The 12,955-nt window shown below is 64.4% G+C and carries 11 protein-coding genes; 7 read left to right on the forward strand and 4 right to left on the reverse strand.

Features of this window, described 5'->3' with window-relative positions:
- Positions 1 to 71 precede the first annotated feature (71 nt).
- Entirely contained in the window at positions 72 to 545 is a 474-nt protein-coding gene (locus BTO32_RS12225) for a Dps family protein (RefSeq protein ID WP_076724900.1), read from the reverse strand.
- A 238-nt stretch (positions 546 to 783) separates the two neighbouring features.
- On the opposite strand from BTO32_RS12225, the gene BTO32_RS12230 reads away from it, so the two are divergent.
- Together BTO32_RS12230 and BTO32_RS12235 are read left to right on the forward strand one after the other, a co-directional pair.
- A complete protein-coding gene (locus tag BTO32_RS12230) occupies positions 784 to 1,062 on the forward strand; it encodes a DUF2061 domain-containing protein (RefSeq protein ID WP_076724901.1) in 279 nt (92 codons plus the stop codon).
- A 120-nt stretch (positions 1,063 to 1,182) separates the two neighbouring features.
- Positions 1,183 to 1,854, forward strand: a complete 672-nt coding sequence (locus BTO32_RS12235) for a LysE family transporter (protein ID WP_076724902.1) — start codon at positions 1,183 to 1,185, stop codon at positions 1,852 to 1,854.
- Here the strand turns inward: BTO32_RS12235 and BTO32_RS12240 are convergent.
- Complete coding sequence (locus tag BTO32_RS12240; RefSeq protein ID WP_076724903.1) at positions 1,799 to 2,851, reverse strand: 3-deoxy-7-phosphoheptulonate synthase; 1,053 nt, start codon at positions 2,849 to 2,851, stop codon at positions 1,799 to 1,801. The genes BTO32_RS12235 and BTO32_RS12240 overlap by 56 nt on opposite strands.
- A 356-nt stretch (positions 2,852 to 3,207) precedes the next feature.
- Here BTO32_RS12240 and BTO32_RS12245 point away from each other — a divergent pair, with 356 nt between their 5' ends.
- The gene (locus BTO32_RS12245; protein WP_076724904.1) at positions 3,208 to 4,008 is read left to right on the forward strand and encodes a secretin N-terminal domain-containing protein; all 801 of its coding nucleotides are present in this window, start codon (positions 3,208 to 3,210) and stop codon (positions 4,006 to 4,008) included.
- A gap of 2 nt (positions 4,009 to 4,010) precedes the next feature.
- On the opposite strand, the gene BTO32_RS12250 is transcribed toward BTO32_RS12245, so the two are convergent.
- Complete coding sequence (locus BTO32_RS12250; RefSeq protein ID WP_076724905.1) at positions 4,011 to 4,502, reverse strand: DnaJ domain-containing protein; 492 nt, start codon at positions 4,500 to 4,502, stop codon at positions 4,011 to 4,013.
- A gap of 258 nt (positions 4,503 to 4,760) precedes the next feature.
- Here BTO32_RS12250 and BTO32_RS12255 point away from each other — a divergent pair, with 258 nt between their 5' ends.
- Together BTO32_RS12255 and BTO32_RS12260 are read left to right on the forward strand one after the other, a co-directional pair.
- A complete protein-coding gene (locus tag BTO32_RS12255; RefSeq protein WP_076724906.1) occupies positions 4,761 to 5,864 on the forward strand; it encodes an efflux RND transporter periplasmic adaptor subunit in 1,104 nt (367 codons plus the stop codon).
- A complete protein-coding gene (locus BTO32_RS12260) occupies positions 5,864 to 8,947 on the forward strand; it encodes an efflux RND transporter permease subunit (protein ID WP_076724907.1) in 3,084 nt (1,027 codons plus the stop codon). The genes BTO32_RS12255 and BTO32_RS12260 overlap by 1 nt, the downstream gene beginning before the upstream one ends.
- Before the next feature lie 58 nt (positions 8,948 to 9,005).
- Here the strand turns inward: BTO32_RS12260 and BTO32_RS18210 are convergent, their stop codons facing one another.
- Positions 9,006 to 9,959, reverse strand: coding sequence for an AraC family transcriptional regulator (locus BTO32_RS18210; protein ID WP_076724908.1), 954 nt, complete (start codon positions 9,957 to 9,959; stop codon positions 9,006 to 9,008).
- A 256-nt stretch (positions 9,960 to 10,215) separates the two neighbouring features.
- On the opposite strand from BTO32_RS18210, the gene BTO32_RS12270 reads away from it, so the two are divergent.
- Together BTO32_RS12270 and BTO32_RS12275 are read left to right on the forward strand one after the other, a co-directional pair.
- The gene (locus BTO32_RS12270) at positions 10,216 to 11,535 is read left to right on the forward strand and encodes a substrate-binding domain-containing protein (RefSeq protein ID WP_245820324.1); all 1,320 of its coding nucleotides are present in this window, start codon (positions 10,216 to 10,218) and stop codon (positions 11,533 to 11,535) included.
- Positions 11,536 to 11,644: 109 nt separating this feature from the next.
- On the forward strand, positions 11,645 to 12,940 hold the full coding sequence (locus BTO32_RS12275; protein ID WP_076724909.1) for a pyridoxal phosphate-dependent aminotransferase: 1,296 nt from the start codon (positions 11,645 to 11,647) through the stop codon (positions 12,938 to 12,940).
- Positions 12,941 to 12,955 lie beyond the last annotated feature (15 nt).

Consider the following 12,955-nt stretch of genomic DNA (forward strand, 5'->3'; position numbering starts at 1 on the left):
GTTTTCGGACTCGGCCGGGCGCACAAAAAAAGGCGGCCACGGGGGCCGCCTCGTCTCTCTCATCGCCGGATTTACTGACCGAGGTAGCTGCGGTACATCCAGACGGTTTTTTCCTGCTGGGAAATGTAGTCGCTCATCAGGGCAACGGTGCCCTCGTCGTTGGCCTCGCCGGCCAGACTCAGCAGTGCCCGCTGCTTGCCGATCAGCTTACCGAAGCCTTCGACGATGTTTTCCACCGCCTCGCGGCCGTCAGTCACATCTTTGCGCTCGGGGATTTCCGACCGCTCCATGTAGGTGCTGTAGGCATGGGCCGGCCGGTGCCCCAGGGTCAGGACCCGCTCGGCGATCTCATCGATTTTCACCAGCAGGTCGTTGTACAGCTCCTCGAACTTGGCGTGCAGTTCGAAGAAGTTTTCGCCCTTGATGTTCCAGTGATAGCCACGGACGTTCATGTAGAAGATCTGGTAGTTGGAAAGCAGATCGTTCAGGGCGTCTGCCAGTTCCAGTGTTTTGCCGGTATCAAGACCGATGAAGTTCTTGCTCATGGGTACTCTCCTTGTCAGTTCCTGATCTATTGAAAATGTATTTGTTGCCACTATAAGCCATTAGCCGGAACGGCGTGAAGTTGCCAGTGGCAATTCCGACCATAGACCGAATCAATACTCAGCCCTGGCACCAGATAGCATCAAGCTATCAAAACTCTTGAAACAATCAATTTAGAAATAATTCTCAATTGCCCTTAACTATGAGTTAGACACCACGACACGTTGGGGGGATTGAATCATGAGTGTCTTGAAACTGTTCGTCCACGACCATGGCATCAAGGGAGACCAATCGTTGCTGAAAACGATCACCTTTGCCATTACCCACTTTACCGTCGCGTTCACCGTCGCCTACGTGCTGACCGGGGACATCATCATCGGCAGCTTGATTGCGATGGTCGAGCCGTCCATCAACACTGTGGCCTACTTCTTCCACGAGAAGATATGGGCCCGCTACCAGCAAAAAGCAAGGCAACGGGCCATTACCGTTTCTTCAACCGCTTCCGCCAGCCACGGTTGACCCCGCCCGGGCCACCGTGGCCCTTCCCTTCCTTGTCCGCCCCCCGGCGCGACAAGTCACCGAAAATCGCCTACCCTAAACGGCTGACCCCACCTCAGCCCTGATTGGAGAAATAGGCGCATGTCCCAATACTGGCCCGAGTTCTTGACCATCGCCGTTGCCCACCTGCTGGCGGTTGCCAGCCCCGGACCGGATTTCGCGGTGGTGCTGCGCCAAGCCCTGTGCCAGAGCCGGCGCAACGCTTGGCTGACGGCACTGGGCGTGGGCACCGGTATTCTGGTGCATGTGGCCTATTCACTGCTGGGGATCGGGCTGCTGATCCAGCAGTCCCTCGTTCTGTTCAACGTCCTGAAAGTGGTCGGCGCACTGTACCTGCTGTGGATTGCGTTTCAGTGCCTGCGGGCACGGGCCGGCGCCCTGGAAGTGGTGATGGAATCGCAACGGGAACAGGCCCCGGGCGCCGCCTTCCGACTCGGGTTTCTCACCAACGCCCTTAACCCGAAAGCCACTCTGTTCTTCGTGGCCCTATTCTCCGTGGTCATCAGCCCCGGCACACCGGTGGCCGTCCAGGCCGGTTACGGTCTATACATGGCCCTTGCCACCGCGACCTGGTTCACCCTGGTGGCGGTGTTCTTCACCCTGCCCCGGGTTCGTCGGGCCTTCGCCCGCTTCGGGCACTGGCTGGACCGCCTGATGGGCGGCATCCTGCTCCTGCTGGCGGGCGAGCTGCTGCTGTCTACAGTGAGCGGATCAACGCCTCTGTCTGCTCCCAGCCCAGGCACGGGTCGGTAAGCGAACAGCCGTAGATCAGGTCATCACCGTCGTCCTGGCGCCCCGGCACCAGGAAACTCTCCAGCATGAGCGCCCGGATGTGGTCGTTTCCGGCCCGTTGCTGCGCCATCACCTCCCGGGCGATCTCCACCTGACGCTCCGCCTGCTTACGGGCGTTGTCGTGGCTACAGTCCACCATCACCGCCGTGGACAACCCGGCCTCGGCGAGGCGGCGGACCGCCGCGGCAATACTGGCGGCATCGTAGTTGGTCAGCCCTCGGCCGCCCCGGAGCACCAAGTGGGTGTCGCGATTGCCTCGGGTGGACACCATCACCGGCAGGCCGGTGGCGGAAACGCCCATGTGATGATGGGGGTGGGCCGCGGATTTCATGGCGTTGATCGCCACCTCGATGCCGCCGTCCGTCCCGTTCTTGAAGCCCACGGGCATCGGCAGCCCGCTGACCATTTCCCGGTGCACCTGGGACTCGGTGGTGCGGGCGCCGATGGCGGTCCAGCTCACCAGATCGCCTAGATAGTCCATGGCGAACGGACTCAGCGCCTCGGTGGCCAGGGGCAGACCGAGAGAGGCCAACGCCAGCAGCAGGCGCCGGGACCGGACCAGCCCCTGGTGCAGGTCCCCCCGACCGGTGCGCTCGGGGTCGTACAGAAGCCCTTTCCAGCCCACCGTGGTGCGCGGCTTTTCCAGATATGCCCGCATCACCAGAAGATAGCGGTCGCTGACCTCGTCGGACAGCGCCTTAAGCCGGTGGGCATAGTCCAGTGCCGCCACCTCATCGTGAATGGAGCAGGGCCCGAGGACGATCAGGGTGCGAGGGTCCTCGCCGCGCAGAATCGAGCGTATCGCCTGGCGGTGCCCCGCGATCTCGGCCAGGAGGGCATCATCGGCCGGAAACCGACCCTTGAGTTCCGCAGGCGTTGGCAGCGCCAGTTCCTGTCGGTGGCCGGCGGCTTCGGCAACGGCCCGTTCCAGAGTGTCGGTATTCAGTGGCATGTTCATCGCGGTGTTCCCGTTTCCCTGTGTCAGAATCAAAAAAGCCCCGGCTGGGTTGGCTACCAGTCGGGGCTTTTTCGAGTCCGGTGGCAGCCTGGGTGAACTGCCGGGCTGCCTTCCTCGTAAACGTTTTGGATCAGTATCCTATGGGCGGCCCGGGCTCTGGCTAAAGTAAAAGCCATAACCAAACCACCAAAAGAACACAGCAGCGACCGCTTTCGGTTCAAGGCCAAAAGCTTGCAGAAGATTGAATTGACAGGTCGCGTTTCTGATGTTCATGCTGTGCACTATATACCTCCGGTTTCCGCCTTGGCAACCCGAATGTCGCTTTTTTAGCCTGACCCGCCACCGATGGAGTAACCATGGCCCGTCATCCGGCATCCGCAACCACCTGGCTCCTGCTTGTTGTTGCGCTGGCCACCCTGGCTCTGGGGCTGGCGTCCCCCGCGCCGGCCCTCGCCGACACCACCACCCGCACCTTCACCCTGCAGGAACGTCCCGCCAGCGACGTGGCAACCCAGGTCCGGGCGCTGTATCCGGACGCCCGGGTCACGCCCCACGGTCAGTCCCTGATCGTCCGGGCCAGCCGCCGGGAGCTGGAGGAAATCGCCACCCTGGTGCGCTCCATCGATGTGGCACCGGCCCAGCTGCGCATCACCCTGCGAACCCGAGACCTCATCGGCGGCGGCCGATCCGGCGCGGGCCTGTCCGGCGGCAACGGCCAGGTCGCCGCCCAGGCGGAGCGCAAGGTGATCAGCACCCGCAGTGGACAGCAGCGGAGCCTGGTGGTGCAGGACGGACAAACCGCCCATATCAGCTCCGGGCAAATCCGGACCCTGCCGGTGGCCGTCCGTGCCGGCCGCAATCCGGCGGCGGTCCTGGCTCAGGTCAAGACCCGCAGCGGTTTTCTGGTCACGCCTCAGGTGATCTCGGACCAAGCCGTGGAGCTGTCCATTGTGTCCTTCGAGGAAGACCCGGCCAGCCTGGAGGGCTACGAAACCGAAGCCCTGGTGACCCTGCGGCGGGTGCAGCCTGGCCAATGGATTACCCTGGGCGGCGTCGCCACCAGCGAGGAGCGCCAGAACCAGGGTCTGGTCTACCAGGTGAACAGCAGTCGCAGCCGCGACCGCCAGGTGGAGGTGAAGGTCGAACTGCTGCCCTGAGATCAGACCGGGCGCCGGGCCAGCAGCACTCGCTTGGCCTCGTTGACCTGGGCGGCCAGGTAGTCGTTACCGCCCCGGTCCGGATGCAGTTTCTGCATCAGCCGGCGGTGCGCTGCGATCACTTCCTCCCGGGAGCAGCCGGGGGCCACGCCCAGCACCTCGCACGCTTCCCGCTCCGACATGCCATCGGCCGCCCTCCGCAGCCGCTCGTCGGGGCCGTTCCGGTCGCGCTTGACGCCTGACACCAGGCGCGTCAGGATGGGCAGGTGCCGCAGCAGTGCCGGGACTTTGCGCAGCAGGGGAATCACCGCCGCAACCGCCGCTGTGATCAGGTGTATCCGCCCGGTCAGCACCAGGACCAGCAACACCGCCCCGGCAACGCCGAGCACCAATGTCCACGAGGCTCGCTTTTTCGCCTCGGGCGCGAGCGATGCCCAGTAGCGCAGCGCGAAAAAGACCAGGCCGGCCAGCACCAGGCCCAAAATCCATTGCATTGATGCCTCCTCGATTGGCTTGTATCTTTGAGGGTTCGACCGGCCCCTCGTCATCCGCCCACGGAAAACGGTGACAGCCGTCGCCCTATTTTTATAGGATGCTATGTTTCAATCGGACGACTGGCCGTCCGAACTGCGTCACGGTTTGTTAACCAGATTCACACAGACTCACAGCCATAGCCCATGGACGTCCGTATTCCCCGAATACGGCATGGTGCCGGCTAATACCAAATGGATACAGATTCCAGGATCTGAACTATGCGCACAGCTTCCCGCTTCATTATTGTGATTCTCTTCCTCGGCGTCGTCCTCGGCGGTATCTTCGGGTACAAGTTCTACCAGTTCGGACAACTGAAGCAGCAGCTGTCCCAGCCCCAGCCACCCGCGCAAATCTCCGCCACCGTGGCCCGGGCCGAGCACTGGACCCCCACCATCAAGGCGGTTGGCAGCATCGAGGCCATCAACGGCATCGAGGTCGCCAACGAAGTGGCGGGCGTGGTCCAGAGCATCCACTTCGAGTCCGGCGACACCGTCAAACAGGGCGATGTCCTGGTGCGCCTGAACGCGGAAATCGACGAGGCGGCGCTGCGCACCCGGCGGGCCGAAGCTCAGCTGGCGGAGCAGGAATTCAAACGGGTCTCCGACCTGCTGCCGAAGCGGGCCGTGTCCCAATCCCAGTACGACCAGGCCAAAGCGGACTTCGACGCAGCCCGGGCCCGGGTCAACGAGGCCCAGGCCCAACTCAACCAGAAGATCATCCGGGCGCCGTTTGACGGCACTCTGGGGATCCGCATGGTGGACCAGGGCGAATACATCGCCACCGGTACCCCGATCGTTGAGATCAACATGCTGGATCCCATCTACGTGGACTATACCCTGTCCGAGAAATACCTGCCGGAGATTGCCACCGGCTACCCGGTCACCGCCACGGTTGCCGCCGTGCCGGACCGTCAGTTCCACGGTGAGATCAGCGCCATCAACACCTCCGTCAACCCGGAAACCCGCACCGTACGCGTTCGCGCCACCCTGTCCAACAAGGATCACCTGCTGCGGCCGGGCATGTTCGCCACCATCCTCACCCAGCAGCCGGAGGATGTCGAGGTGGTGACCGTACCGCGCACGGCCATCTCCTACAACACCTACGGCGACTTCGTGTTCGTGGTGGAAAAGAACGACCAGGGCGAACAGATCGTCAGCCGCCGTTCCGTCACCACCGGCCAGGCCCGGGACGGCCGCGTCGCCATCCTGTCCGGCCTGGATGCCGGCGAAACCGTGGTGGCCAAGGCCCTACTGCGGTTGCGGGCCGGTCAGCGGGTCGAGATTCAGGAAGCGTCCGGGCAGCCGGAGGAGGCATCTGAGTAATGCGATTCACCGACATTTTCATTCACCGACCGGTCCTGGCGACGGTCGTCAGCCTCCTGATCCTGCTGCTCGGTGCCCGGGCCGCCATGGAGATGGAGATCCGTCAGTATCCGGAACTGGAAAGCACCACGGTCACGGTAACCACCGCCTACCCGGGCGCCAGCTCGGACCTGGTGCAGGGCTTCATCACCACGCCGTTGCAGCAGGCGATCGCCGAGGCCAGTGGCATTGACTACCTGACCTCCACCAGCTCCCAGGGCGTGTCCACCATCGAGGCGAAGATGGTGCTGAACTACGACGCCAACGCGGCGCTGGCGGAAATCCAGGCCAAGGTGGCCAGTCAGCGCAACGTGCTGCCGTCGGAGGCGGAGGATCCGGTCATCACCTCCACCACCGGCGACTCCACCGCGCTCATGTACATCGCCTTCTACAGCACTGAGCTGGCGGTACCGCAGATCACCGACTACCTGACCCGGGTGGTCCAACCCAAGCTCCAGGCCCTGCCCGGTGTCGGCAAGGCCCGCCTGTTCGGGCGCAAATTCGCACTGCGGGTATGGCTGGACCCCGAGCGCCTGGCCGCGGTGGATATGACGCCGACGGAGGTGGTGGCCAAACTGCGCGCCAACAACTACCAGGCCGCGGTCGGCAACACCAAGGGCCAGTACGTGGAAATCGCCATGACCAGCGACACCGACGTGGCCGACCCGGACGCCTTCCGCAACCTGGTGGTGAAAACCCAGAATGGCACCCAGATCCGCCTGCAGGACATTGCCCGGGTTGAGCTGGGCTCCGAGACCTACGACGAACTGGCGCTGTACAAGGGCCAGCCGGCCACCTACGTGGCCATCGAGCTGGCGCCCGGCGCCAACCCCCTGACCGTCGCCGGCCTGGTCAAGGACGCGCTGCCGGACATCGAGAGCCAGCTGCCGTCCGGTCTGAACGTGCGCCTGGCTTATGATGCGTCCGACTTTATCGAGGACTCCATCAACGAGGTCATCAAAACCCTGGTGGAGGCGCTGGTGATCGTACTGGTGGTGGTGTTCCTGTGCCTGGGCTCCATCCGCGCCTCAATAGTGCCCTCGGTGGCGGTTCCCCTGTCCCTCATCGGCGGTGCCTTCATCATGCTGATGTTCGGCTTCTCCCTGAACCTTCTGACCCTGTTGTCGATGGTGTTGGCCATCGGCCTGGTGGTGGATGACGCCATCATCATGGTGGAGAACGTGCACCGGCACATCGAGCAGGGTGAGTCCCGGTTCGATGCTGCCATCAACGGTGCCCGGGAAATGGCGGTACCGATCATCGCCATGACCACCACCCTGGTGGCGGTCTACGCGCCGATCGGTTTCATGGGCGGCCTGGTGGGTTCACTGTTCACTGAATTCGCCTTCACCCTGGCCGGCACCGTGGTGATTTCCGGCATCGTGGCGCTGACCCTGTCGCCCATGCTGTCCGGCAAGGTGCTCAAGCCCCACGGCAACCCCGGCCGTTTCGAGGTGCTGGTGGAGAAATTCTTCACCCGCCTGTCCAACGGCTACAAAGCCGCCCTGGCGTCACTGATGCAGACCAAATCGGTGGTGGTGTTCTTTGCCGTGGTGGTGCTCGGCTCCATCTACTTCATGGTGATGATGAGCCAGAACGAGCTGGCCCCCACCGAGGACCAGGGCATCCTGTTCTATCAGGGCCTGGGGCCACAGACGGCCACTCTGGACTACCTGCAGGAACACGGCGATGAGGTTCAGCAACGGATGTCCGGCGTGCCCGGCTACCATGAAGACTTCATGATCATCGGCATCACCAGTCCCAACGCGGTGTTTGGCGGCTTCAAGATGAAGCCCTGGAGCGAGCGCGACATCACCCAGTTCGAGGCCCAGCCGCTGCTCGACGCCGAACTGAAGAAGGTCACCGGCCTGCAGACCGCGGTCTTCCCCCGGCCGTCGCTGCCGGGTTCCGGCGGCGGCCTGCCGTTCCAGTTCGTGATCACCACCGGCAACAGCTACGAGCAACTGGACCAGGTGGCCGATGAGCTGCTGGGCCGGGCCATGGCCAGCGGCAATTTCATGTTCCTGCAGAAGTCCATCAACTTCGACCGGCCGGTCACCCGCATCCATGTGGACCGCGACCGCGCCGCCGACCTCGGCCTGTCGATGCAGGACATTGGCCAGGCCCTGGCCAGCATGCTGGGCGTCGGCTACATCAACCGCTTCAGCATGGAGGGCCGCTCCTACCAGGTGATTCCACAGGTCGACCAGCGCTTCCGGCTGGATGAGCAGGCGCTCAAGGATTACTACATCCGGGCCGACACCGGCGACCTGGTGCCGCTGGCCAGCGTGGTCAGCTTCAGCCACGACGTCGAGCCGTCCAACCGCACCCAGTTCAACCAGCTGAACTCGCTGACCCTGCAGGGTGTGGTGATGCCCGGTGTGGCCATGGGCACGGCCATGGACTTCATGGAGCAAACGGCCGACGAGGTTTTCCCTCAGGGCTTCAGCTACGACTACACCGGGCAGACCCGACAGCTGGCTACCCAGGGTAACGCCCTGATGGTGACCTTCTTCCTGTCGCTGCTGGTGATCTACCTGGTGCTGGCGGCCCAGTTCGAAAGCTGGCGCGACCCGCTGATCATCCTGGTATCGGTGCCCATGTCGGTGGCCGGTGCCATGGCGTTCATCGTCCTGGGCTTCGCCTCCATGAACATCTACACCCAGGTGGGACTGATCACCCTGATCGGGGTGGTGTCCAAAAACGGCATCCTGATCGTGGAGTTCGCCAACCAGCTCCAGAAGGAGCGCGGGTTGGACAAGGTGCGGGCCGTCATCGAGGCAGCCGCCATCCGGCTGCGGCCGATCATCATGACCTCCCTGGCCCTGATCGTGGCCATGGTGCCGCTGCTGATCGCCATTGGTGCCGGCGCCCAGAGCCGGTTCGCCATTGGCCTGACCATCAGCGCCGGCCTGGGCATCGGTACCCTGTTCACCCTGTTCGTGCTGCCGGCGTTCTACATCCTGCTGGCCCGTGATCACCACGGCTCGGCTCAGGATGAGTACGACCAGCCGGCCGCTGGCCAGCCGGCGATCGGCCACTGACCGGCCCCGGCCTCCCGGCCCGGCTTCCGCCCAGGCGGTAGCCGGGCTTTTTTTGGCCTCAGGACAGGACCACCGCCTCGGCCCGGGAACCCGCCACCTGCAACAGCCGGCGGCGCCACTGCACGGTTTCGCTGGGCAGCTCACCGAAGTGCTGACGGTAGAGGGCGGCAAAACGCCCCAGGTGGGAAAAGCCCTCGTCCGCCGCATACCAGGAAATATGAGGCAGCTCGCAGCGGCAGTCCACCAGACGGCGGCGCACCCGGATCAGCCGGCAACGCTGGTAGAAGCGATAGGGGGTCATGCCGGTTTCGCGTTTCATCAGGTAGTAGAGGTTGCGCTCGCTGGCACCGGCGTGGCGGGCCAGTTCGGGCAGGTCAAAGACCCAGCCCCGCTGCTCCTGAATCAGATCGATGGCCCGCCGCAGCCGACGGTCCAGGCAGGGGCCGGGTCGGATGGCGGCGTCCGCGGCCAAGGCCCCGGTCAGCCGGTCAATCAGCTCCCGGGTACCCCGTACCGCGTCCGCATGGTCTAGAAAGAAACCGGCACGAAACAGGTAGTCGTCCACCAGACCTCGGGCCGTTGTCGGCGCCGGCGGAGCCCCAGCCGGGCCGATCCCCGGAGCGGGCACCACCAGGAGCGCCCGGCTGCCCGGGCCGAGCTCGACAACCACCGGGCCTGAGCGGACCATGACCAGCCGCCCGTCCTCGGCCCCAGCCTGGAAAACCTCCCCGTCGCCGACCACCCGCACCGGGCCGCTCAGTACCCGAACCCACAGGGGACCGGAACGCCGCCAGGGACCCAGACGCATCCGTCGGCAGGCGTTCAGGCACAGCACCGTGCCGGCCGCACACGACACCGCCGACACCGCCCCGACGGGCGCCCGCCCAGGCCGCGTCTGCCCCTCCCTCAGGCCAGCCAGAAGCCGCAGGGCAGCCAGCCATTCCGGCCATGAAGCCTGATTCAGTCTCAGAAAGGCGTCCAGCTCGAATCCGGCTGACAGCTCACCCGCCATAGCATTCCAACCTGTCGCAAGGGTGCCCCCTTTTTAAGGCAAGCCGGGGTGATCACCTAGCCAAATCTTGCAAAACGGCGCGTCGCTTGCCGGGGATTGGTCTGGAATTGACGTCTGTCAAAGCCGCCGTTGGCGGCCGCAACAGCCCGGAACCGTATCGCCGGCCGCCACCATGCCGGCCTGACACACAACGGTCACATGTCTGAAGCATTCTTTCCGCCTATTACAAGCCACTGTCTTCAAAGGGATTCAGCCAATGACACCACGGTTCGGTATGCCACTCCAGCGGGCCGCCCTGGCCCTGACCGCCGTCGTTCTCGCCACCCCCATTTCCGCCGCCGACCTGGAGATCCATGGCTCCAACACCGTCGGCGCCAGCCTGGCTCCCCTGCTGGTCGGCGGTTACCTGGAAACCCGTGGCGAAGGGCCGGTCACGGTCACCGAGACCGGACACGCGAACGAGCGCCTGGTCCAGGCCCGGGTTGACGGCAAGCCCGTGGAGGTGCTGGTGGCGGCACACGGCTCCAGCACCGGTTTCAAGGCTCTGGCGGAAGGCCGTGCGGACATCTGGGCCTCGTCCCGTCCGGTCAAGGACAGCGAAGTCGAACAGTTCGGTCACCGGGCAAACCTTAAGTCCCTGGACAGCGAGCATGTCATCGCCATCGACGGCCTGGCCATCCTCGTCCACCCCGGCAACCCGGTGACTCAGCTGAGCATCGACACCCTGGCCCGGATCTTTGCCGGCGAGATCCGCAACTGGTCCGAGCTGGGTGGGCCGGACCGCCCCATTCACCTGTACGCCCGGGACGAGCGCTCCGGCACCTGGGACACCTTCAAGTCCCTGGTGCTGGGCTCCTCTTACACCCTGGCCGCCTCGGCCCGGCGCTACGAGTCCAACGACCGGTTGTCCGACGATGTCAGCCGGGACCCCTCGGGTATCGGTTTCACCGGCCTGGCCTCGGTACGCCAGAGTAAGCTGCTGGCCATTTCCGAGGGCAAGGCGCCGGCCCTGAAGCCAAACCAGCTGACCGTCGCCAGCGAGGACTACCCGCTGTCCCGGCGCCTGTTCATGTACACCCCCGGGGCCCGAACCACACCGATGGCGGCTCAGCTGGTGGCCTATGCCCTAGGCCCAGACGGTCAGGAACGGGTGGCGCAGTCCGGGTTCATCTCCCAGAACCCGATCGCGGTCAAACCGGAGTTCGACGACAGCGTGCCGGAAACCTTTCAGCGCCTGACCCGGAATTATCAGCGTCTGACCGTCAATTTCCGTTTCGCTCAAGGCCGAACCCAACTGGACAACAAGGCGCTTCGGGACCTGGAACGGGTACGTCAGTATCTTGAGCGGGAAGGACGTGTCGCGGCGGATTTGCTGCTGATCGGCTTCGCCGATACCCAGAGCAACGAGCTGCGGGCGCAGATGATTTCCGAACTGCGGGCGCTGTCGGTACGCCGGGCGCTGGCTGACCTGGGCGTGCGGGACGTGGCCTACACCGGCTATGGCCATTACATGCCGGTGGGCGGACGGGGCAGCGCCCGCAACGGCCGTGTGGAGGTGTGGATCCGCGCCCGCTGACCCGGGCCGCCCGTGCGGTGCTTCGGCAAACACGTATCCGCACGGGCACCACAGATATGTTTGGGTTTTCTATACTGGTCCGGTCATTTCCAACCAACAGACCGGATCCATGGACATCACACACGACCACCGCTACGCGATCAACCTGAATGTACGGGGCATCCAGCCCTCCGCCACCCTCCGCATCAACGAGCTGAGCAACCAGCTTCGAGCCGAAGGCAAGGACATCATCAAACTCGGACTCGGCCAGTCCCCGTTTCCGGTCCCCGAGCGCGTGGTCGAGGCCCTCAAGGCACACGCCCACGAGAAGGACTACCTGCCGGTGAAGGGCCTGCGTGGCCTGAGGGAAGCCATCGCCGGTTACATCAACCGCACCGAGCGCATGCGCTGCACCTGGGAAGACGTGCTGATCGGTCCGGGTTCCAAAGAGCTGCTGTTCATGTTGCAGCTGGCCTATTACGGCGACCTGCTGATCCCGCGGCCGAGCTGGGTCTCCTACGCGCCCCAAGCACGGATCATTGGCCGTTCCGTGCACTGGCTGCCAACCCACGCGGAGAACAACTGGCAGCTGACCGCCGAGGAGCTGGACATCATCTGCCGGGACGACCCGTCACGGCCGCGCATTCTGATTCTGAACTACCCGTCCAACCCGACCGGCTGCACCTACACCGACGACCAGCTGCTGGCCATCGCCAACGTCGCCCGCAAGTACAAGCTGATCCTGCTGTCCGACGAGATCTACGGCGAGGTGCACTTCGAGGGCAAGCACAAGTCCATCGCCCGCTACTACCCGGAAGGCACCATCATCAGCACCGGTCTGTCCAAGTGGGCCGGTGCCGGCGGCTGGCGCCTGGGCACCTTCATTTTCCCGCCCGAGCTGCGGCCGCTGCTGGACGCCATGGCGATCATCGCCAGCGAGACCTACACGGCCACCAGCGCACCGATCCAGCATGCCGCCATCACCGCCTTCAATGGCGGCGCGGACATCGACGAGTACCTTACGCAGTCGCGCCGGGTGCTCAAGGTGGTCGGTGAGTACATGCACCGGCGCCTGACCGAGATGGGGGCGGTGGTGCAGAAACCGGAGGGTGCCTTCTACCTGTTCCCGGACTTCTCCGATTTCCGCGAGCGGCTGGCGCGCAAGGACATCATGACCGCCCAGGCCCTGTGCACAGCCCTGCTTGAGGACACCGGCGTCGCCATCCTGCCGTCCAGCGATTTCGGCTTCGTGCCGGACCATCTGGGCGCCCGCCTGGCGTTCGTGGATTTCGACGGTGCCGCGGCCCTGACGCTGGCCCAGGGTGACTATGCCGAGCGCGAACTGGACGACGATTTCGTCAAGCAGGCTTGCCCGCGCCTGGTTTTGGCCATGGACAAGATGGCCCGCTGGTTCGGCAGCCTGTAACCCCACCGTGCTAGA

This window comes from Marinobacter lutaoensis, assembly GCF_001981305.1.
In the GTDB taxonomy this organism is placed as follows: domain Bacteria; phylum Pseudomonadota; class Gammaproteobacteria; order Pseudomonadales; family Oleiphilaceae; genus Marinobacter; species Marinobacter lutaoensis.